This is a genomic window from Chryseosolibacter indicum, assembly GCF_018598585.1.
Lineage (GTDB): Bacteria > Bacteroidota > Bacteroidia > Cytophagales > Cyclobacteriaceae > Chryseosolibacter > Chryseosolibacter indicus.
In genome coordinates, this window is sequence record NZ_JAHESD010000008.1 from 108015 (window position 1) to 128832 (window position 20818).

The following is a 20818-nucleotide window of genomic DNA, read 5'->3' on the forward strand; positions in this document are numbered from 1 at the left end:
AAATTAAAAATTCAGCATTCCTTGCCAAAATGTTACTTGGATAGGTTAATTCTTTTTTGGTAAAGGCATCTTGAACTTCATTCCAGGCACTTTATCAAAAGCATTAATGATTTTTCTAAATACTTCGAAATATAAAGTAAGGTAAAGTATCGCGCTCATTACCCAGATGATCAAAATGTCAAACCAATACGTGTCGACTGACACCCCAAACAAATTCTTTCTTGGAGCAAAAAAATGTGTTCTGTAGTCCAAAGCATGTTCGGGTTTAGGATCAAGGAAAACAGGGTTAATCTGTTGATAGAGTTTCCCATTAAATTCAATAACCCTGTCTTTTACGGATATATTGGTTACAAGGTCAGCAAGGCTCTCGTTGTGATATCTATTCTTATAGTCATTTAGTTTATAATCGCTGCCTTTTTCTGATTCTCGTGCGTAGATCCTACGTTCGCGTTCATTTACCGCTTTGTTATAAGCATCCTGATAAAACTTCTTGTATCCTGTAAAGTATGCGTCAAGTTTCTGATCAAAAGCCGAGGTAAATTCATTTAGTGTCCATGCTTTATTCAGGTTTAAGCCCTCAAGACCCTTTTTGTAATAGGGTTCCTCCTGAATGGTGTTTTGAATGATAGCTAAATACTGACCCATAGTAGCACGAACTGAGTCATTCTTTTGGCTGATATTATCATTAATAAATTTTCTCCTTTTATTTAACTCATCGACCAGAAATGAAGAATTAAAATCCGACTGTGCTTCGACTTTTTCTAAAGCATAATAAGGTTCTTCGTATGAATTGTTCTTGAATTGATAAACAGCCATCGCTTCATATGCCCAGCGTGATGCCATCATGTCGGCTACAATAGGTACTTTGCCCTTTGTACTGATCATGTTATTAAGCTTGTCGAAACTGAATAACAATCCGCTGAGAATCATTTGTGGGATAAGCAATAGCGGAATCATTACGTAAACAGTAACAGCAGAGTTGAATGCAGATGATATGTTGAGTCCTAGCACATTTGCCATGCAGGACGTTGTAAACAATACAAACCAGAATGGTAATAGCATGCTCCATTCAATCTCAAGAATTAAATGCCCCACCAAAACGAAAGTGAGTGTTTGAATGGCAGAGAGCACGAATAGGATCGAGATTTTGGATAACAGATAGCTATTCCAGCTTAGGTTTAAGAATGATTCACGCTTTAGAATTTTTCTATCACGAATAATTTCTTCAGCACTTACTGTTAACCCCATAAACAGGGCAACAATAATGCTCATTAGCATAAACGCAGGGAAGTTATCATTAAACCGGAACATGTATTCCTTGCCACCTGGTGCACTTCTGTACTTAATAATAAAGGCAAGAATAAGTGCCAAGAGTGGTCCTTCCAAAAGGTTAATCAGAAGATATTGTTTGTTACTTATTTTGGCTAACGTATCCCTTATTGTAAAAATAATTGTCTGCTTGATCTTGCTGGGTAGATTCAGGGAGTGAGGAGGCTCCTCCTTTACATCTTCAACACGGTTTATTTTAAACCTTTCTTTGTATAAGTCATACCATTGTGGGGGAGTGATCTTTCTTTTACTGGTTGGTTGCCCGTACTCGTCAACAACCTTTGCTTCAATGATATTAAATATCTGCTCAGGGTTTACATTACCACAAGTCTCACACTGACCTCTGTTGCTGTCTACCTGAAGGGTAGATTTCTTAAAGTAGGTAATGGCTTCAACAGGAGGGCCATAGTAAGCCTGGTATCCACCGGTATCCATAATAATCATCTTATCGAACATCTTGTAGATGTCTGATGACGGCTGATGGATTACAACAAATATTAATTTACCTTTTAGTGAAAGTTCTTTTAATAAGTCAATTACGTTTTCAGAATCTCTTGAAGATAAACCAGAAGTAGGTTCATCTAGGAAGAGAATTGCAGGTTCGCGAATAAGTTCAAGGGCTATATTTAAACGCTTACGTTGCCCTCCAGAAATTGTCTTGTCCAAGGCATTTCCAACCCTCAAATCCTTACGCTGATCAAGGCCGAGGTTTTCGAGAACTTCCATTACACGTTTATGTAACTGCTCTTCCGTGAAATCAGCGAAGCAAAGTTTTGCGTTGTAATATAAGTTCTGGTAAACCGTAAGTTCTTCTATTAATAAGTCATCCTGAGAAACATAGCCGATAACTCCATGAATCTTTTCTTTCTGTTCATGAATATCAAATCCGTTAATGAGGATACGCCCTTGTGTTGGGGTTACCAATCCGGCCAGTACATTTAATAATGTTGTCTTTCCTGCGCCACTGGCTCCCATAATGCCTATAAGCTTTCCGGGACCTTCAGATATCAATACGTTTCTGAGCCCAATGCCTCCGTTAGGAAATTTTAATTCATCAATAGCGGCGTTAAAGGAAAGCTTAGTTGTTTTTAATTCTTCATTATAGTTCGCAACGAGATCACTGTAATATAGTGCATCGCCAGCTTGTGTCTTTATCGTGCTTCCATGCGAAAACAGGTATACCCTGTTCGGTTGCATAGGAAAGCCGTTGAGAATATTGGCCTCATCACCAAGGTACTTGGTAAAGTACATCTCAACACTGCGCACGCGCATGAAAACAAGGTTCCCCTGAATATGACCATGGACATGCTTATATGTTTTTGTACCATCTGCATGTTCAGAGTTAAGAAGGAGTATATCGGGGAAAGCAAGTGACTTAGCATTGTCAGTGATAACAAAGTTTTCAATCAGCTCATACTCACCTTCTGTGATGTTAAAGACTGTTGAAACTGTATTGATAATTTCCCTGCGTTGTGGCGAAAAGTTTTTATCGGTACCAACAAGTTCGAGAAGTTTAATAAGAACAACTACTTTCTGTTTTTGTGTAAGTGTTTTGTTGATCTTCTTACATATACCCAGGGTCTTTACAGAATCCTTTACAGAAGTTAATCTCGATTTGCCTTCGTCTTCTTCTTTACCATAACCAGAAAACTGATCATATAGCGCCAAGTACTCCTTTACAGAATCCTTATCTAATTCAGTTTGAAAAAAAGTAATTACGTATTGGCGTTCCTTCTCTGTAACTCCGCCATCCTGTTTGGTAATGATGGCAAAAAGCTGGGTTAAAGCTTTGAGTATTTCCTCACTCATGGGATTTAACTAGTTAGGGGCTTAATCTATAAAGATAGCAAAAAAATATCGGTTACCGGTCAGTTTTATGCATAGCATGGAAAAACTATTTTGACTGGTAACCGATCCTCTAAAAAAATCGATTCGTCTTTAGTAAGTTCTAAAGTCGAAAGGGATTTCAACAAGTTCGGAGAACTCTTGTCCTGCTTCTTCCATGTCTTCGTCATCTTCATGGAAGTACCAGTTTATTTTCATTCCTTTAATATCTTCCAATGCTGATAGTACATCGAGAATCAGTTTAGAAGATGCTGTATTGAAATATTCAAGTTTGAATACAAATTCAGTTGAAGGATTAGGCTCTGCACTATATTTCGCAATCCACTCAAGTACAGGTCTGTAAAATTCAGCTGAATCTTCTGGCAGCGAACGGCCTGAAATTTCAAAGATTCCGTTTTTCTTATCAAGGATTATTTTCGGTGTATCTTCGGTTCCTTCGAGGTTTAAGATTTCCATGGTATTTATGCTCGTTTATGTTCTAAAATTAATTATTCAGCATTTTCACGCTGTACATTTACTTTAAGGCAAAAGAAGCAGTACTCTGCATTCATTTCGGGAAATGTATATTCAAGTCTGTCTCCTGATTTTCTTGCCATATCAACGAAACCTAATCCTGCTCCTCCTTTATCTGATATCGTTGTGTTTTTGATAATCTCTTTGTAAAGATCTTTTAATCCTTCCTTATCCAGGCTATTGATTCGTTCAAGCTTATCTTTCAGGGGACCAATATTCTCCTTACGGATCGGGTTGCCAGACATAATCGTGTAACGTGTTGATTCCCGCCCTATCAGGAAGATAGCAGAATGGTTATGGATAGTTCCATCAATCAATTCATCACTATGTTTTACTATATTCTGTAGCGCTTCAACCATTACATTGAACACTTTGCGCTTGATGCTTGAATCTTCTCCTGAAGAATCAATGTTTCGTTCTGCCATGGCCAGAATAGACTTGGTTGTTTCCTGCGTGAAATCGCCCTGGTAAACCAATATCAGCTTCTGTGACATCATGGTTTGGTGCAGGTCAAAGATAAAGTTCATGTGCTAATGGATTACGTTTGTAATTTGCTAAGTTATTAAGTTTTTGTTAAACCCAATCGTTTAACGGTTATAAAGGAGTTCTATGTTTTAAAATTTAATTCCGATTAATAAAACATCATCTGTTTGCTTATGGTCACCTCTCCAGCTCTCCCACTCATGATCAAAGATGTTCACCGCTTCGTTCATTGATAAGGTATGCACCCGCTCAATGATTTCACGTGTTCTCTTCGGGCCGAATTTTCTGCCTTCAGGACCTCCGAATTGATCAGGGAAACCATCTGAGCTGAAATAGATAGAGTCTCCTTTGCTCAATTTAATTTTCGTGTTGGTAAAGTTTGTCTGGTTCTTAAATATGCCTCCACCAATAGGGAACTTGTTACCTTTAACTTCTTCCATCGCGCCGTTCTTCATGATATACAAAGGTCTGTGCGCTCCGGCGTATTCTACCTCTCCAGTTGCCATATTTATCTTACACAACGCTATGTCCATACCATCTTTGGTGGTTGCGTCTTCATCTTGTCTCAGCGTAGTAGTAACACCTTCATCCAGCAGGTCGAGGATTTTGCCTGGTTCTGTTACTTTTCGGCTTCGTACAATGTCGTTCAATAAGAAGTATCCAATTAAAGAAAGAAGAGCTCCTGGTACGCCGTGTCCTGTACAATCTACGGCTGCGATAAAGATTTCGTCTTTGATCTGAACAAACCAAGGGAAGTCTCCGGAAACAACATCACGTGGTTTATACAGGATGAATGAATCAGGAAGAGCGCGGTTAATTACGCGGGTATTAGGGAGAATAGCAGTTTGTATTCTCTTCGCGTAGTTAATACTTTCTGTGATCTTCTTGTTCTTATTCTGGATTTCAAGTTCGATGATCTTTCTGTCGGTGATGTCGTGCGAAACGACAAGTACTGACTCAAGTTTTTCCGTCTCATCAAATTCAGGAATTGCATTTACCTGCATTACGCGCTTACCCATTTCCGAAGGGAAGTCCATTTCAGTAGCAACCTTACCGCTGGTCTGGTTAACTTCTTCAACAATCTTCAACCAAGCTTCAAAAACTGTAGAATCAAGTGCCGTTTCCCTTACGTTTTTGTTTAAGAAGTCAGAAGGATTCTTGCCTGTATATGCTTCAATAATCGGGTTGATGTAAGAGATAGAGCCTTCTTCCAAACGTGTGATAAGATCAGGCGAGTTTTCTGATAACGCTTGCATTTTGCTTCGCATACGCTGTTCTTGTTCGGCTCTTCTGCGCTCTGTAATATCCCTTGAGTTTAAGATATAACCGTGAATAGCAGGGTTAGCCATACAGTTCGTTCCGGTAGATTCAATCCACATGTAACTACCGTCTTTTGCCTTATATTCATACTGAACAGTAACTTTTTCATCAGGAGACTCAATCATCTTTTTGAACAAGTCTTTGAAGATGTTTCTGTGGTCAGGATGAACTTTGTCAACGTCGCTCTTACCGATCATTTCTTTCTGTCCGTAACCAAGAATAGTTTCTACTGATGGCGAAATGTAACGGATCGTTTCATCTTCTTCATAAATAGTGATTACCTCAGACGCGTTTTCAAGAAGAAGCTGCATCCGCTTCTGCGTGCGGTTTACTTCTTCTATCTGCTCTTCAAGCTTTTGGTTAGAACGTTGTAGTTCCTCCTGCGTAGCCTGCATTTCTTCTGCGTTCTGACGGAGTACTTCCTGCTTCTCTTTCAACTCATTACTCATTTCCTGAGATTCAGCAAGTAGTCTTCTGGTACGTTCGTTTACTTTGATATTGAAAATTGTTCTCGCCAGGATTAAGCTAAGCTCCTGAACAAATTTTACTTGTGACTGATCGAATTTTTTAAAGCCCGCAAACTCAAGGATACCATATACTTCTTCATTTGTTATAAGCGGGACAATCAATATACATTTAGGTCTCTGGTCTCCAAGAATACCTGAAGTAATGGATACGTAGTCATCAGGTATTTCGGTTCTTAATATTGTATCTTTTTCTGCGGCAGCCTGTCCTACAAGACCTTCAGCAAACTTAAACTTGGCTTTCAGGTACTTCTTACGGTTGTATGCCCAACTGGCTCGCATTTCAATCATCGGTTGCTTTTCATTCTCATCATTGATTACGTAAAAAGCTCCCTGTATCGCACCTATTTTGTCAAGAATAAAACGGATAACATCTTCACCAAGATCGTCGGTGCTGTCGTGCATCCTTAAAATTTCACTGATCTCTGCAACGCCTCTTACAATCCAGTTACGTTCTTTATCTCTGCGTTCATTCTCAATCAGATTATGACGCATGTTGATAAGCGACATACCAAGGAGGTCGTTCTCACTGGCTGGCTTGAATTGCGTGTCGTATTTTCCTTCTCCGATTCTTTGGGCAAAGTCTGCGTTTCCTTTCAGTGTTTTTACTAACTCATCTACTTTCGCTTCCATTTGCCCGAACTCATCATTGGCGTGGTCTTCCGTACTCTCTGGTAAAACACCCTGTGCTACCATGCTAAGCTTATTACGCATGCCATATAAAGGCCGGGTAAGCGAACGCGACAATACCATGGAGAGCATTGTTGCAATAATGATAACTCCAATGCCGGCATATACCTGTGTCCTAATGAGAGAACCTGTATCACCGTTAGCCTCTTTCGTATCAATTTTTGATAAAAGGACTATGTTACCGTAGTTAACAGGGCGAGCTGTTTCTAAAACCTTTTCTTCTCTGTAGTCAATTCCTTCAGGAGCAACTGCCTTTTTGTCAAGTGTGTTCTTGATGGCAGCCACTACGTTGTCTTGTTCGTTAAAGGGTTTTAGCGTTACGTCTTCACGTAGGGGGCTAATGAAAGAAATCTTTTTTGCAACAGGATTGTATTGTGCTAAGATAACTTCGCCTGTTTCTCCTAATCCTGTGTAGTTTTTAAGTACACGGTATGCCTCTTTAAGATTGATTTTTGTTATTAATAGTTGTGTTCCTGAAGGTGTCGTTACTGGGGCTGCGGCAAAAGAGTGATAGCCTAAAGAATCTTCTCTTACCATACTAAAGTAAATGCCGCGTTGTGCCTGTTCAAATGTTATTCCGTCAGGGTCAAGGAGGTTACCTGTTTTTCCATTGGTAGAAGTTGCAATAGCACCGGTAGTGCTTGTCAGGTAGATCTCCTCAAAACCGAAAAGTTCTTTCTGTTCATTTAAGTAATCTGCCAACGATTGAGCGGGAGCTACTTCTGGTACTTCAGCTTCTGCTGTGTCGGCTTCTGCTGTCTCAGGAGCGTTGCTCATTAGCATCATGAGGTCGTCTCCTCCTGTGTTGGCCGTTGAAGTAGATCCACCTTCTTTAATTGCAGAAGATTCCTGCATAAAATGAATTGCAGAAGTTACTTTTTCGAAGTAATGATTGAAATATGCCGCACGATTGTCTGCTATAACGGTCAGATTGGTGATAAACTTCTCCTGCTTGGTCTTTAATACGTAGTCGTATGTAAATAAGCTAATTGCAGTAACAGCGACCGTTGCCAAAAGCAGAACAAGCAACGTGACCTTTGTACTGATTTTAATTCCTTTTATCATAACTCTCCTGTGGGGTTTTAGGCTTTAATTAACCGTTTATGCTATTGGCAATTAGTTGCGCTGACTCTTCTACAAATTTTCTTTGATCTTCAGTAATAGGGGTAAACGAAGCTATTTCCATAACACCTAAAGTTTTGTTAGCTTCTTGTATTGGTACAACAAGAAGATACTTTGGTGATGCACTACCCAGGCCCGAAATTATCTTTACATAACCGTCAGGAACTTCATCTACATATAATGTTTTATTACCTGCAGCTGATTGGCCGACGAGCCCTTCTCCGAACTCATAAGATAATACAGTGCTTTCTCCAATGCTTAATGCATATCCTCCCTGTAATTCAACAATGCGCTTGCCTTCCTTTTCTGAAGTTGCGTATACGGCTCCCTGTCCTGCATCCAATTGCTTGCAAATTGCCTGCAGGGCAGCATGCATAAGTTCTTTCGTACTTTTTGCCTGTTGTAAATTGGCTTTTACGCTTTCTAATGAGATTGTAGTCTGAGAACCTGCATCATTTGCTTCATTCGCAGCAAACGCACTTTCTAATTTCTTATCACGAAAAACGATTACTTCGTTTTTGTATTGCAGCGCGTACCATATTGTAATACCTCCTAGTATGAAGGTAATACCTAAAGTAGTATATACGGGAGTGAAAACAGATTGATAGCCCGATGTGAGGCTAAGTTCATGCGGCAGCGAGTAGATGGAGTAGATGCTGTAGATGATTCCAAGAAAAAACAGTCCGGCCAGGAATAAGCCAACTTTGTAATGATCTTTAAGTAGTTCCATCATCTGTATTGTTTATCTAATTCTTTTAAAAAATCCACAATCTGATCGACCTTCATAACGTGGTCTATTTTAGTTGCAGCCATCGCGGCTTTGGGCATTGTATCAATCATACATTCAGAAGGCTCCTGTACGATGGTAAAACCGCCTCTATCGTGAATGGCCTTCATGCCTGCAGCCCCGTCCCGGTTAGCGCCCGACAATAATATCCCAATTAATTTTTCTTTGTAAACAAAGGCACAAGTTGATAATGTAATATCTATAGCCGGTCTTGAATTATTCACCATCTCTTCTGTCGATAAGGCAAAATAATTCCCGAGTTCAACAGACATGTGATAATTGGCAGGGGCTAAGTAAACTGAGCCTTTTTTTATACTTTCCTTGTCATGTGGTTCAGTGACCTGTACTACACTTTTTATCGACAAGGCCTCTACGAAACCATTGCGCACGTGCTTGAGACGGTGTAAGCACATAATAATAGGTATAGGGAATGACTTTGGCAGCTGTGACAGGATTTTTACGACACCCTGAAAGCTGCCTGCCGACCCTCCAATAACAACGGCCTTATAGCTGTTATTTATGTTATACTTACTCATTACGTCTCTAACAGCTTCGTTTTAGTCCTTTATTTTCTTATAAATTTTCTCTTCATTGTTAACCACTATAAACCTATTGGCGTAATCGCACCATATTAATGATTCTTTAGAACCAATAGCGAGGTAGCCGTATTTGAATAAGCTTTCATGGAATTTCTTGAGTACATCGTTTTGTAATGACTGGTTAAAGTAGATCATTACATTACGGCAAAGTATCAAATCGAATTTGTTGAAGATGTCCCCTAAAACAAGGTCATGTTTCCTGAAAGAAACATTGGTTAGCAAATCTTTATTAAAAACAGCATAACCGTTTTCTTCCTTGTAATAATCTTTAAGGGTAGGAGCCGATCCCTGGAAACGAATGTAGTTCTTTTCATTTAACTCCATGTTCTTAATGGGATAGGTCGCTGATTTAGCGCGTTCAAGTATATTCACATCCAGATCGGTTGCAATAATACTCACATCATGCAGTATACCCATTTCCTTGAGCATAATGCACATTGTCATTACCTCCTCACCAGACGAGCAGCCTGCATGCCAGATCTTGAACTGCCTGTGATTCAAAAGAATTGCCGGAATTATCTCTTCACGCATAACCCGCCAGAAGCTGGGGTCTCGGAACATCTCTGTAACGTTTACTGTAAGCTCATCAAGAAACTCATTGATGAACATGGGCGAGTCATTGAATTTTTTAAGAAGCGTTTCTACGTTAAGCTTTTTAAGCTCCATTATTCTGAGAACGCGTCTTTTAAATGATGACATTGCGTAGTTGCGGAAATCATAATTATACTTCTGGTATATGACTTCCGAGATTCGTTTAAGGTCAGCTATGTCAATATCCTGCATAATGGGGCTTAAGAAAACTCAAAGTTAATTTTCAAAACGAACTCGACGGGGTGTATTCACCTGTAAATATTACATGTGTTGAAACATTGGGTACGCCGAGTATTTTAAGGGATTTAAATTAAGGGAATTTGTCCTAATAAGCTTAAAAAATCAGATTTAATGCGGTTTCAGCATATTTTCATCTCCGCCTCATAATAGTGTTTATTTATACAATACTTTTTGTTTAAAAAATTCGCTGAAATATATTTTAAGAGAACGCTAAAATCATAAATTTGGATAGAGCTTACTTAACAGGCGCAGGGTTTGCTTACTTCAGTATACCAATTTGTATAAAGTCATATGCTGAAGCAATTTGTTAAACAATGCCTCTTCTTTAAGACCAGGGAAATGTTTTATCTATTTCTTGGTATAATGGGCTGGTTATGTATTTTTCTTTTCGCCTACGGAGTCTACAACCTTATTAAATTTGAATTAACCTGAAAACGTCAGTTACTTATCACATTTCAAAGTTTGGGAGTTCAGTTAAAAACACCCAGGCAGATGAATTGTTCAATAAGTTAAAGGAGATGGTAATTAAACACACCAAGGGGTTTAAAACAAAAGTCAATACAAATGTTCACTACGAAGTATGGACAGACCGTGAAGCAGTAATTAAAAATCTTAAACGCAGGCCCGGGGTCATGTTTGTATCCCTTATTCTCTATAAAGATTACGTAGGCTTGTATTTTCAGCCCTTGTATTTTAATCCTTCTCTCTTATCTGAAATACCAAAAAATCTTCTTCCTTATAAAAAAGGAGTGACAAGCTTTCATTTCAGAGAGCTCTCCGCTTCGCAGCTCCTTGAGATAGAGCTATTAATTATATTAGGGTTATCCTTTTACAAGTCCAAACACTGGGTGTAGCAGGCTAAGCATTATCTTCTGAAAGTCGCAGCGCTTCAAGCTGTATGCGCAACGTCTTCTCTACTTCAGTAGCCAGTTCCCAATCGTCGCCTTTTGCAGGTTTTTCTGCCAGCTTTTGTTCCAAGGTTTTAATGGTTGCACTATAGTCAAGTTCTTTCAGGCGTAACTCTTCCTTCAACCGTTCATGATCCCTGGCAGGAATTATCTGTTTGGTTTGTTGCTCCAGCTCATTAATACGATTGATATAATCCTTTTCTTTACGTGCCAGCTCCTCCTGGGTGGCCTGCAATTCTTCCATGTTTTGTCGCATCTCTTCCTCCTGAGCACGCATTACTTCAGTTTGTTGCTGGAACTGCTCAATCAGGTGACGGTTTTTCTGTGCAGATCTTACTGAAGCTAGCGTAGAGGCAATCGTTTCGGCAAGCTTCTCAACAAAAGCTATCTCGTGAGGCAGGTAGTTTTTGAATGACGCCAGTTCTACTATTCCATAAACTTCGGTATCAACTTTTAAGGGCACCATTAGAAGTGCTTTTGGATTTGCGCCTCCCAGCCCTGACGTTATTCTGATATATTCATCAGGAATGTCATTCAATAGTGTAGTTTCTCTTTCAAGGAAAGTCTGTCCAAGAAGACCCTGTCCTAATTTTACTTTTTGCGCCTCATACTTCTTTGTGTCAAAAGCAAATAAGGATACCAGTTCAAGATGTTTATTGCTCTCGTCTTCGTCATTAAGAATGTATAAACTTCCCTGGTTGGAGTTAGTGTATTTTACAAGAGAAGAAATGATCTTATCTCCAAGTGTTGTAATGTTATCGTTAGATGAACGCAGTATATCTACAAATTTTGTAAGTCCTTCATTGGCCCACTGTCTTCTCTGTTCAGCCTCGTTTAACTGTCTTAATTTCAATTGCATAGAAACTAAGGAGTCGGCAAGCTTATTCTTTCCTGACTTGTATTCGCTATCGAGAATAGTATAATCATAATCGAGTTTGCCTTCTCCAATAGCAGCCACAAATTCGGTTGCATCTTTAAGTTGTTCAATAATAACATTGATTTCTGACGCTAAGGCACCGACTTCGTTTTTGGGAAAGCTGAAATCCTGGTGCTGATTGGCTGCGTTATCCGTCAACTTTCGTAAAGGCTTCAGAACATATTTAAAGAAAAGGTAGAATAAAGATGAGAAGATCAGAATATCCAGTATTATAAAGAAGAAGAACCACCCTTCTACTGATGCCTTCTTGTTCTCAGCTTCTTCCTGCAGGTCTACCATTAGCTTCTCATACCAGTTTGACATGGTGAGCCATTGACCGGCAAGAACAGTTTTATTAGACGTTTTGCTAATTTCCGTAACCATGGCAACGCTTGTAGCCACGGTCGCAGAAACAGAATCGGTAATGGTAGAAGTGGAGTCAGATTCCTGTATTATTTGCTGAATTTCAGGCTCGTTTTGTATTGAACTCATTACATCAGCGCGGTATGTGACCCAATGATTGTAAAGGTTATCAAACGAAATTCTGGGCAGGCGAGGGAGTGGCTTAAGGAAGATTTCTGTTTCATCGACACGGCCACCCAGTCCAAGGGTTTGTAGTTGATGGTCCTGTTCGTTAAGGCGGCTGTATATTTCAGGTGCCAGGCCTGGTTGTCCGCTTGTATGAAGTTGTACGATATATGCGATTTGTTGACCCTTAAGTTGCGTACTTCTTGCAAAATCTTTCTTTCCTTCAATCTCTTCTAAGGTTTCTATTTTGCTGCGTATGATAAGGTATTCGCACAAAAAAATGGCACTCATGCCAATTAACAAGTAGATGGCGAATTGCTTCAATGACTTGTTTTTCCAAAACTTCATAGTTCAAATAAAGTAAAAATTATCAGGATTTTAACCCGGACGATTAGGCAGAAGCTTTCAGAATATGACTATGTAAGTTCTTTTAACTTAATGTCAATTAAAGACTTTCGTTAGTAAAGCAAAAAGGGAGTAAAGACCTGGCAGAGGACGCCTTAACCCATTGCCGCTCCTGGTTTTGCATCAATATTTCGTAAGGTTTATGCTGTCGAAACTCAAACTCAAGCATAACCTGCCTGCATTGGCCGCACGAAGTTGCAGGGGTTAATGCGTCGAAGTCCTTTTTACGCGCCACAACAGCCATCCGTTTAATTACTGCTTGTGGGTTTTGGCTAATTGCAGAATACAATGCTACTCTTTCGGCACACATCCCTGAAGGATAGGCTGCATTTTCCTGGTTAGTACCAGTTACTATAGATCCATCTTCAAGGAGCAACGCCGCACCTACAAAAAAATTGGAATAAGGAGCATAAGCATTATCAGTAGCTTGTTTTGCTTTTTGTATAAGCTCTTGTGCTTGCTCATCAAGATCCTGTAAACTTTTGTAAATGACAAAGTCGTCCATAATTTTTAATAGAAAGGGAAGGTAAGATAATGATTATTGACATTTTTCATTTACTATAATGTTTAATTTGCTTTCCTTATGAAAACCATTCTTGTAGTAGGTGCAGGCAGATCTTCTGCTTCTCTGATTTCATATTTGTTAAGTCAGGCTGAGAAATTCTCATGGAAGATTGTAGTAGGTGACACTTCTATGGAGGCAGCCAGGCAAAAAGTAGGTAGTCATCCCCAAGGAAAGGTAATACTGTTTGATATAGCACAATCTGACTGTTTACAGGAAATAGAGAAGGCAGACCTCGTTATTTCTTTACTGCCACCCCACCTGCATCCGCTGGTAGCAGTACATTGCCTTAAGTTCAATAAACATCTACTCACTGCGAGTTATGTTGCTGATGAAATGAAAGCATTGGATGCAGAGGCAAGATCAAAAGGGTTGATCTTTTTAAATGAATGTGGTCTTGATCCTGGTATTGACCACATGAGTGCCTTACAGGTAATTGACAAGATCAGGGCACAGGGTGGGGAACTTAAAGCATTTGAATCCTTTACAGGTGGACTTATCGCACCCGAGACAGATAAAGATAATCCATGGAGATACAAGTTTACTTGGAATTCAAAAAACGTTGTAATGGCAGGCCAGGCAACGGCAAAGTATTTACAGAACGGTAGTTATAAATACATTCCTTACCAGCAGTTATTTAAAAGAACAACTCAAGTACACGTTGCCGGGTTGGGTGACTATGAAGGATATGTAAACAGAGATTCACTAAAGTATATCGATACTTATGGAATTGGTGGTATTCAAACCATGATAAGAGGTACGTTAAGGAATAGAGGTTTTTGTTCTGCATGGAATGTACTGGTTCAGTTGGGTTGTTGTGATGATACTTACCAAATGGAGAAAGTCGATCAGATGACCCATCTTGATTTCATTAGTTCTTTTCTCGATGGAAACTCGCCAAGGCATATTAAGGATAAGATCAGCATACAACGATCACTCGACCTACAGGGACATGAAGTAGAATACCTGGAATGGGTTGGCTTGTTTTCTAACGAAAAGGTAGGACTTAAAAAGGGTACACCTGCAGAAATACTTGAACACATTCTGAATAAGAAATGGAAACTTCAGCCCGATGATAAAGATCAGATCGTGATGTGGCACCGGTTCGTGTATGATGATGGAGGAGAAGAAAGAGAAATCCAGGCCTCACTGGTTGCAACCGGAAGCGATTCTGTCTTCACTGCAATGGCTAAAACAGTAGGTCTGCCGTTGGGTATTGCAGCCAGGCTGATCCTCGAAAACCGGATTCAAAGCAGGGGAGTAGTTATTCCAACATCCCCTGAATTTTATATTCCTATATTGGAAGAGTTGCGTGCTTACGACATAGCGTTAAAAGAAGAGCAGTTAAGGTAACCTATACTATACTCCTTTCTGAAGTTCGTATTGTTCATCAACTAATAACGGCGGACTCTTCGCTGCTTTTACTGCGAGATAATCACAGCGCTCGTTCTCCGGGTGACCCGCATGCCCTTTAACCCATGTAAACTTAGGGCTAAACTTTTTATGCAAAGGAATATAACGCTGCCAGAGGTCGGGGTTCGCTTTTTTGCTGAAATTCTTTTTCTCCCAACCCCAGAGCCATCCCTTTTCTATCGCGTTGATTACATATTCGGAATCTGAAAAGATCATTACAGGAATACCTTCTTTTTTTATTGCTTCCAGTCCTGTAATCACAGCAAGAAGCTCCATCCGGTTATTGGTTGTAAGCCGGTATCCCTGCGAGAGCTCCTTTACATAGTCATTGTACTTGAGAATAACACCATAACCGCCAGGCCCGGGGTTTCCTTGAGCAGCACCATCTGTATAGATTCTGATCATCCTGGAAAGACATTGGATTTGAAGATCTTAACAGCAATTGCCAGCAAGATTACACCAAACACCCTGCGTAACACGGCAAAACCTGATTCACCAATAACCCGCTCAAGCCACGCACTTGAACGGAGAACAATGTAGATGATGATGAGGTTGAGTACAATTCCTGTTAAAATATTTATCGGTGCATAGACTGCTCTTAAGGAAAGAATGGTTGTTAAGGTACCCGCGCCAGCAATTAACGGGAAGGCCAGCGGAACGATGGAACTTGAACCTTTTGAGTGACTGTCATCTTTTATCAATGTAATACCCAGAATCATTTCCATGGCTACAATAAAGATTACAATAGCACCAGCCACAGCAAAAGAAGCTACATCCAAACCAAATAACTGGAGTATAGACTGCCCAAGAAACATAAACCCAATCATCAGTATAGCTGAAATGACTGTAGCTTTTTCTGCTTGAATCCTTCCTTCTCTCTTTCGGATGAGAATTATGAAAGGGATGGACCCAAGAATATCGATAACGGAAAAAAGAATAAGTGTTACAGAAAATATTTCCTTAAAGTTGAGCATCTTTTGTTATTTATAATTGGATAAAAACTCCTGGAGTGTTTTGATTTCCTTCTTTTTTATGGCAGGGAAATTTGCAATGCGAAACGTAGACGATTTAAGCTCGCCATACCCTTCACCTAAAAGTATTCCTCTCGATTTCGCCTTTGCCTTTACTTTGGTTACTATTTCATCCTTCGCAATTACCGGTACTACTGTAAATGATCTTGCTTCTTCGTTTCGTATGAGGTGCTGCAATGTTTCTTTCTTCGAGAAATAATTGGCCCAACGTTCATATCTTTTAACAATCTTTGCGTGTACCTCTTCAATAGGTTTCACTTCCTCCAATACACGCATAAGAAGATAGATGTTTAGAACATTTGGTGTAAACGGAGTTTGCAATTTGGCCATCATATCATTCATAAAAGCAAGACTATTATAGTGATTGCGCTCGTTGATAGCCAATGCTTTTTCAATTGCTGAAGGTGAACATATTAATAAACCCAGGCCTGCTGGTAATCCAAAACATTTCTGGACAGAGGCAAGCCAGATATCAGCTGCTTTAAAATCAAGTGCAACGCCGCCCATGCTGGAGGTTGCATCTACAGCAATCAGGTGTGTGGGATTGTTTTCCTTGATCTGTCTGATTATATCATTGCTAACCTGCGTTCCGTTGGATGTTTCATTCTGCGTAATACAAATTACACCTTCTTCAGCACCAAATCTTAGCTTCTTAGGATTTACAATTTCCTCTCTGTTAAATGGATAACTTCGTACTCCTGATGCTATCCGTTTTGTGTATTCAAACCATTTTTCTCCAAAAGAGCCATTGTAGATATGATAGCTTCTTTTGTTTGTTAAAGATTGTGCTATAATTTCCCAACACTCTGTTGCAGAGGTTGTATAAAAGACGGTGTAATCTTTTGGAACATTCAGCTTGTCTTTCAATAATGTAATAACCTTTTCCGATATAGTCATAAACTCCTCACTTCTGTGATTGATGCTTAAGATTCCTTTTTTATAAGCATCTTTCACGTAGCTGGGTATTTCGTCATACACGCGTGAGGGACCAGGATAGAATGAAATCATAGTCAGTTCTTTTTCATGTTCTTAAAATATTCGAGCGCCAAAGCATATCCCTCCATTCCAAAGCCAGTCATCATTCCAATACACTTGGAGGTAATCAGACTTTTGTGTCTGAATTCTTCGCGGGCATATACATTCGAAATATGAACTTCAATGGTTGGTGTCTTAATGCCGCCAATGGCATCATGTATCGCAACAGAAGTATGTGTATAGGCACCAGCATTGATTATGATACCATCGAAGGTGAATCCAACCTCGTGAAGCTTGTTAATAATCTCACCTTCAACATTAGATTGGTAGTAATGCAGATCAAAAGAAGGGAACCTTTGTTTTAAAGTATTAAAGAAATCCTCAAAAGACTGGTTGCCATAAATTGAAGTTTCACGTTTACCAAGTAAGTTAAGGTTCGGGCCGTTGATGATCTGTATTTTCATTCAGAAGTGTCTTGCTCAAATGTTTCAAATATAGATCATTATTATACCAAAAGTGATAAATTTGTATTGATAAGATGAATTATGGGGTTCGAGACGGCTTCATGATTGAAAACTGGAGTGTGATATAAACGATGTGGTCGAATGAAATTAAGGATTTCGCCAGCTACCTAAAGCTCGAACGCTCTCTTTCAGGCAATTCCATCGAAGCGTATGTAAATGATGTTACAAAGCTTCAGCAGTACATTGAGATAACAAATGCTTCTCTCAGTCCATTAAAAATTTCATCAAAAAATATACAAGGCTTTCTTGAATACATCAACGAGCTGGGTTTGAGTGCCTACAGCCAGGCCCGTATTCTTTCCGGCATCAAGGCATTTTATAAATATCTTTTGTTTGAAGGATCTATTGAAGATGATCCTACCGTGCTGATTGAGGGTCCTAAGCTAGGTAGGAAATTACCGGATACATTAAGCTATCATGAAATAGAAAAGCTTTTTGATGCCATTGATCTTTCTACCGCCGAAGGTGGAAGGAATCGTGCCATGCTTGAAGTACTTTATAGCTCTGGTCTTCGGGTTTCTGAGCTAGTAGATCTCAGGATCAACCATGTTTATTTTGATGTTGGTTTTTTACGCATCATAGGAAAAGGCAATAAGGAGAGATTGGTTCCTATAGGTAGAGATGCCATGAGATACACGAAGATATACATAGATCAGATACGAGGAAGGCAACCGCATAAAGCCCCACAACCAGGTTTTGAAAGCTATGTGTTTCTTAATCGCAATGGAAGGATGCTTACGCGGGTGATGGTCTTCACCATCATTAAAAATCTGGCCAAAAGCATAGGGCTGGAAAAAACAATAAGTCCACATACATTCAGGCACTCATTTGCAACCCATTTGGTGGAGGGCGGTGCCGACCTTCGCGCAGTTCAGGAAATGCTGGGTCATGAATCGATCACAACAACAGAAATATATACGCACCTCGACAGAGATTACCTAAAGCAGGTTATTAAGGAGTTTCATCCGCGTAGTTAAAAAAACAAAAAGGTGCAGTATGTACTACACCCTATTGTATAAAAGTTTTATTATTCTGCTATCGGAAACTTTACCCCTAAAAAAATAACCGCTTGGTCTGCACCTCCGGCCACATATTTCAATTCAGCAAAAGGTATAACTTTTCCAACAAAGAAGTTGGCACCAACGCCAAGGTTAAGTCCTACATCGCTATCTGATCTGTCATCCAAAAACAGATCGTTATCATAGTTTATCTTTCCGAAAAGAAAGTTTAGCCCCGCTAGTCCATATACGCTTACAACGTCTTCAGAAAGAAAATAGTAGTGAAAGTCAGCGTTCAGTTCCCAGAAAGAAATTTTACCAACTCCTGTGTCTTCAGGGAAGTAAAAGAATAATTTAGGAGCAACCCCCATTTTTTCATTGAAGAGATATTCCGCATTTATGCCAAGGCCCCAGCGGTCGATATCTGTTCCAGTTCCAAGCATACCCCCTACACGTATTTGTGCAGTAAGCGCAGAACAAAAAAGTGTTGAGAAGAGTGTGATCAATAATACTTTTTTCATGGATTTGAGTTTTCTGCTTCTCGGAAAAAATTAAGCCAATCGAATCTTTACATTCCTTTCCATCGGCTGGAGTGCATTATATTTGCCCAATGTATAAAGCGCTGATCCGACCACTCTTGTTTTCCATTGATGCTGAAAGTGTTCATCATCTTGTGTTTAATACCTTAAAAGCCGTGGGCAAGGTGCCAGGGTCTGGCAGTATCTTAAGAAGTCACTTTGCTTTTGAAGATAAGCGCCTCGAAAAAAAGCTTTTCGGAATAACTTTTAAAAACAGGGTGGGCTTAGCGGCCGGTTTTGATAAAGATGCAAAGCTTATTGATGAACTTGCGGACCTTGGCTTTGGCTTTATTGAAATTGGAACGCTTACACCAAAAGCACAACCAGGCAATGACAAACCAAGACTATTCAGGTTGCCGGAAGATCAGGCGCTCGTTAATAGAATGGGTTTTAACAATGGTGGCGTACATGAAGCTTTAGAGCGCCTGAAGCAGAGAAAGTCTAAAGTAATCGTTGGAGGGAACATAGGAAAGAATAAAGTAACACCAAACGAAGAGGCGCAGAACGATTATGGTTATTGCGTAGATGTTCTTTATCCTTACGTTGATTACTTTGTTGTTAATGTAAGCTCACCCAATACACCTGGGCTTCGATCGCTGCAGGAGAAGGAGCCACTACAAAACTTATTAAGGTTTGTAAAAGATAAGACCCTTCAGCATACTACTCCCAAACCAGTACTTTTAAAGATAGCTCCCGACTTAACTACAGGTCAGCTCGACGATATAGTTGACATTCTAAAAACCACAGGTATCGACGGTGTTATTGCCACAAATACTACCATTTCAAGAGAAGGCTTGCAAACAGGCCAAGATAAGGTAGCTGCTATTGGCAACGGCGGCTTAAGCGGCAAACCGTTAACTAAAAGAGCAACAGAAGTGATACGTTACCTGAGAGAAAAGCTGGGTAACGATTTTCCAATAATAGGAGTTGGGGGTATTATGAGTGCTGCAGATGCTATCGAAAAAATAAAAGCAGGAGCAGACCTTGTTCAGTTGTACACCGGCTTTATTTACGAAGGGCCTTCACTTGTTAAACAAATCAATAAAGCCATTCTTAAGGAAAAGCTCTATTAATTTGTTTTATTGAAGTACAGTGTAGCCTTTACCTTTCCCGTAATTGTTCCGTAATCAGGGTGGGTGTATTGTCCTTCACGTTCGCCTTCAATAACTAATCTATTGTTTGTTAATTCTTTAATGTCATAATTTCCTTCTAATGTAACGGGTATAGAAACCATGTTTATTCCCGTAAGGGTCAGATCATCGCCACTGACTTTATAAGTACCGGTTATGGTATTGTTATCTTCCGTCAGTATAACAGTTCCATCTTCTTTAAAGTCAAGTACCACATCAAAGTCGTCTTCGTTAATAGGAATCAGGTTCACCGTTAGTGCGGCCCTGTCGCCACTCCATCTTCCTTCTATGCTCGATAAATCTTTATCATCATCGTCGCAGCCAAGCATGAGTGCACAAAGCGCACATATGGTTAAGTATCCAATTATTTTGATTTTCATAATGTTCAGCCTTTAATAACCTGATTTAAAACCAAAATCGTACCTGTAGACCTCTGTTTTGCCTGCAACTTCAGGTAGAAAACACCACGAAACATCTTATTGGTACATCCTGTTCCCTTCCTTCCGCAAGCTTGAAACCCCTTCCAGGGTCGCGTTTATCACATTTTCAGACGGATTTTAAGGTAAATGCAGGGTATTGCCAGCGATGTTTCACCTGCATTTTACTCCTACTTAAGTCTAATACTACCAGATCTTAACCCTTCAATATCCCATACATAACCCGTAGATAATCCGTCTCTTTAAGGTACGGGTTATCTACGGGTTATATACGGGTTATCTCTGGCTGAAATGGGGCTCAAACGGAACTCATAGCAGGCGCAAAGGTGTCGCGGATGGGGGGGGTAATCTGGTCGGGATTGTACTGGGT

Annotated in this window: 19 protein-coding genes; 4 read left to right on the forward strand and 15 right to left on the reverse strand. The window is 39.8% G+C overall.

The window, feature by feature from the left end; all coding sequences use genetic code 11:
- Positions 1-45: 45 nt before the first annotated feature.
- From KK060_RS05855 to KK060_RS05885, 7 genes are all read right to left on the reverse strand, one after another.
- Complete coding sequence (locus KK060_RS05855) at positions 46-3138, reverse strand: ATP-binding cassette domain-containing protein (RefSeq protein WP_254152761.1); 3093 nt, start codon at positions 3136-3138, stop codon at positions 46-48.
- Positions 3139-3267: 129 nt separating this feature from the next.
- A complete protein-coding gene (locus KK060_RS05860) occupies positions 3268-3630 on the reverse strand; it encodes a DUF1987 domain-containing protein (RefSeq protein ID WP_254152762.1) in 363 nt (120 codons plus the stop codon).
- Between the two features lie 32 nt (positions 3631-3662).
- The gene (locus KK060_RS05865; protein ID WP_254152763.1) at positions 3663-4214 is read right to left on the reverse strand and encodes a SiaB family protein kinase; all 552 of its coding nucleotides are present in this window, start codon (positions 4212-4214) and stop codon (positions 3663-3665) included.
- A gap of 87 nt (positions 4215-4301) precedes the next feature.
- Positions 4302-7769, reverse strand: a complete 3468-nt coding sequence (locus KK060_RS05870) for a PAS domain S-box protein (RefSeq protein WP_254152764.1) — start codon at positions 7767-7769, stop codon at positions 4302-4304.
- Positions 7770-7797: 28 nt separating this feature from the next.
- A complete protein-coding gene (locus tag KK060_RS05875; RefSeq protein ID WP_254152765.1) occupies positions 7798-8559 on the reverse strand; it encodes a GAF domain-containing protein in 762 nt (253 codons plus the stop codon).
- Entirely contained in the window at positions 8556-9149 is a 594-nt protein-coding gene (locus KK060_RS05880; protein WP_254152766.1) for a chemotaxis protein CheB, read from the reverse strand. Before KK060_RS05880 ends, KK060_RS05875 begins: the two co-directional genes overlap by 4 nt.
- Before the next feature lie 21 nt (positions 9150-9170).
- Positions 9171-9995, reverse strand: coding sequence for a CheR family methyltransferase (locus KK060_RS05885; protein WP_254152767.1), 825 nt, complete (start codon positions 9993-9995; stop codon positions 9171-9173).
- 566 nt (positions 9996-10561) lie between these two features.
- Between KK060_RS05885 and KK060_RS05890 the strand changes: the two genes are divergently transcribed.
- A complete protein-coding gene (locus KK060_RS05890) occupies positions 10562-10897 on the forward strand; it encodes a hypothetical protein (protein ID WP_254152768.1) in 336 nt (111 codons plus the stop codon).
- 4 nt (positions 10898-10901) lie between these two features.
- Here the strand turns inward: KK060_RS05890 and KK060_RS05895 are convergent, their stop codons facing one another.
- Both KK060_RS05895 and cdd read right to left on the reverse strand, forming a co-directional pair.
- Positions 10902-12743, reverse strand: a complete 1842-nt coding sequence (locus KK060_RS05895) for a GAF domain-containing protein (RefSeq protein ID WP_254152769.1) — start codon at positions 12741-12743, stop codon at positions 10902-10904.
- A 97-nt stretch (positions 12744-12840) separates the two neighbouring features.
- Complete coding sequence (cdd, locus tag KK060_RS05900; protein ID WP_254152770.1) at positions 12841-13305, reverse strand: cytidine deaminase; 465 nt, start codon at positions 13303-13305, stop codon at positions 12841-12843.
- A 78-nt stretch (positions 13306-13383) separates the two neighbouring features.
- Between cdd and KK060_RS05905 the strand changes: the two genes are divergently transcribed.
- Positions 13384-14715, forward strand: a complete 1332-nt coding sequence (locus KK060_RS05905) for a saccharopine dehydrogenase C-terminal domain-containing protein (RefSeq protein WP_254152771.1) — start codon at positions 13384-13386, stop codon at positions 14713-14715.
- 6 nt (positions 14716-14721) lie between these two features.
- On the opposite strand, the gene rnhA is transcribed toward KK060_RS05905, so the two are convergent.
- From rnhA to aroQ, 4 genes are read right to left on the reverse strand one after another with little or no spacing between them, the layout of a single operon-like run.
- Positions 14722-15180 (reverse strand): ribonuclease HI, encoded by a 459-nt coding sequence (gene rnhA / locus KK060_RS05910; RefSeq protein ID WP_254152772.1) that lies wholly within the window; start codon positions 15178-15180, stop codon positions 14722-14724.
- Positions 15177-15749 carry a MarC family protein gene (locus tag KK060_RS05915; protein WP_254152773.1) on the reverse strand — a complete coding sequence of 191 codons (573 nt, stop codon included), beginning with the start codon at positions 15747-15749 and terminating at the stop codon, positions 15177-15179. Before KK060_RS05915 ends, rnhA begins: the two co-directional genes overlap by 4 nt.
- Before the next feature lie 6 nt (positions 15750-15755).
- Positions 15756-16814 (reverse strand): aminotransferase class V-fold PLP-dependent enzyme, encoded by a 1059-nt coding sequence (locus KK060_RS05920; protein ID WP_254152774.1) that lies wholly within the window; start codon positions 16812-16814, stop codon positions 15756-15758.
- Positions 16815-16816: 2 nt separating this feature from the next.
- Positions 16817-17245: a type II 3-dehydroquinate dehydratase gene (gene aroQ, locus KK060_RS05925; protein WP_254152775.1), complete on the reverse strand. Its 429-nt coding sequence runs from the start codon at positions 17243-17245 to the stop codon at positions 16817-16819.
- 131 nt (positions 17246-17376) lie between these two features.
- Between aroQ and xerD the strand changes: the two genes are divergently transcribed.
- Positions 17377-18282, forward strand: a complete 906-nt coding sequence (gene xerD, locus KK060_RS05930; RefSeq protein ID WP_254152776.1) for a site-specific tyrosine recombinase XerD — start codon at positions 17377-17379, stop codon at positions 18280-18282.
- A 50-nt stretch (positions 18283-18332) separates the two neighbouring features.
- On the opposite strand, the gene KK060_RS05935 is transcribed toward xerD, so the two are convergent.
- A complete protein-coding gene (locus tag KK060_RS05935) occupies positions 18333-18824 on the reverse strand; it encodes an outer membrane beta-barrel protein (protein ID WP_254152777.1) in 492 nt (163 codons plus the stop codon).
- An 89-nt stretch (positions 18825-18913) separates the two neighbouring features.
- On the opposite strand from KK060_RS05935, the gene KK060_RS05940 reads away from it, so the two are divergent.
- On the forward strand, positions 18914-19954 hold the full coding sequence (locus KK060_RS05940) for a quinone-dependent dihydroorotate dehydrogenase (protein WP_254152778.1): 1041 nt from the start codon (positions 18914-18916) through the stop codon (positions 19952-19954).
- Here KK060_RS05940 and KK060_RS05945 read toward each other — a convergent pair.
- Positions 19951-20391 (reverse strand): lipocalin family protein, encoded by a 441-nt coding sequence (locus KK060_RS05945; RefSeq protein WP_254152779.1) that lies wholly within the window; start codon positions 20389-20391, stop codon positions 19951-19953. The two genes, KK060_RS05940 and KK060_RS05945, sit on opposite strands and share 4 nt — an antisense overlap.
- Between the last annotated feature and the right edge of the window lie 427 nt (positions 20392-20818).

Bases quoted from the DNA above. Each gene is read 5' to 3' on its own strand.
- KK060_RS05855 (WP_254152761.1), bottom strand. From the start codon at position 3,138: ATGAGTGAGGAAATACTCAAAGCTTTAACCCAGCTTTTTGCCATCATT.
- KK060_RS05860 (WP_254152762.1), bottom strand. From the start codon at position 3,630: ATGGAAATCTTAAACCTCGAAGGAACCGAAGATACACCGAAAATAATC.
- KK060_RS05865 (WP_254152763.1), bottom strand. From the start codon at position 4,214: ATGAACTTTATCTTTGACCTGCACCAAACCATGATGTCACAGAAGCTG.
- KK060_RS05870 (WP_254152764.1), bottom strand. From the start codon at position 7,769: ATGATAAAAGGAATTAAAATCAGTACAAAGGTCACGTTGCTTGTTCTG.
- KK060_RS05875 (WP_254152765.1), bottom strand. From the start codon at position 8,559: ATGATGGAACTACTTAAAGATCATTACAAAGTTGGCTTATTCCTGGCC.
- KK060_RS05880 (WP_254152766.1), bottom strand. From the start codon at position 9,149: ATGAGTAAGTATAACATAAATAACAGCTATAAGGCCGTTGTTATTGGA.
- KK060_RS05885 (WP_254152767.1), bottom strand. From the start codon at position 9,995: ATGCAGGATATTGACATAGCTGACCTTAAACGAATCTCGGAAGTCATA.
- KK060_RS05890 (WP_254152768.1), top strand. From the start codon at position 10,562: ATGGTAATTAAACACACCAAGGGGTTTAAAACAAAAGTCAATACAAAT.
- KK060_RS05895 (WP_254152769.1), bottom strand. From the start codon at position 12,743: ATGAAGTTTTGGAAAAACAAGTCATTGAAGCAATTCGCCATCTACTTG.
- cdd (WP_254152770.1), bottom strand. From the start codon at position 13,305: ATGGACGACTTTGTCATTTACAAAAGTTTACAGGATCTTGATGAGCAA.
- KK060_RS05905 (WP_254152771.1), top strand. From the start codon at position 13,384: ATGAAAACCATTCTTGTAGTAGGTGCAGGCAGATCTTCTGCTTCTCTG.
- rnhA (WP_254152772.1), bottom strand. From the start codon at position 15,180: ATGATCAGAATCTATACAGATGGTGCTGCTCAAGGAAACCCCGGGCCT.
- KK060_RS05915 (WP_254152773.1), bottom strand. From the start codon at position 15,749: ATGCTCAACTTTAAGGAAATATTTTCTGTAACACTTATTCTTTTTTCC.
- KK060_RS05920 (WP_254152774.1), bottom strand. From the start codon at position 16,814: ATGATTTCATTCTATCCTGGTCCCTCACGCGTGTATGACGAAATACCC.
- aroQ (WP_254152775.1), bottom strand. From the start codon at position 17,245: ATGAAAATACAGATCATCAACGGCCCGAACCTTAACTTACTTGGTAAA.
- xerD (WP_254152776.1), top strand. From the start codon at position 17,377: ATGTGGTCGAATGAAATTAAGGATTTCGCCAGCTACCTAAAGCTCGAA.
- KK060_RS05935 (WP_254152777.1), bottom strand. From the start codon at position 18,824: ATGAAAAAAGTATTATTGATCACACTCTTCTCAACACTTTTTTGTTCT.
- KK060_RS05940 (WP_254152778.1), top strand. From the start codon at position 18,914: ATGTATAAAGCGCTGATCCGACCACTCTTGTTTTCCATTGATGCTGAA.
- KK060_RS05945 (WP_254152779.1), bottom strand. From the start codon at position 20,391: ATGAAAATCAAAATAATTGGATACTTAACCATATGTGCGCTTTGTGCA.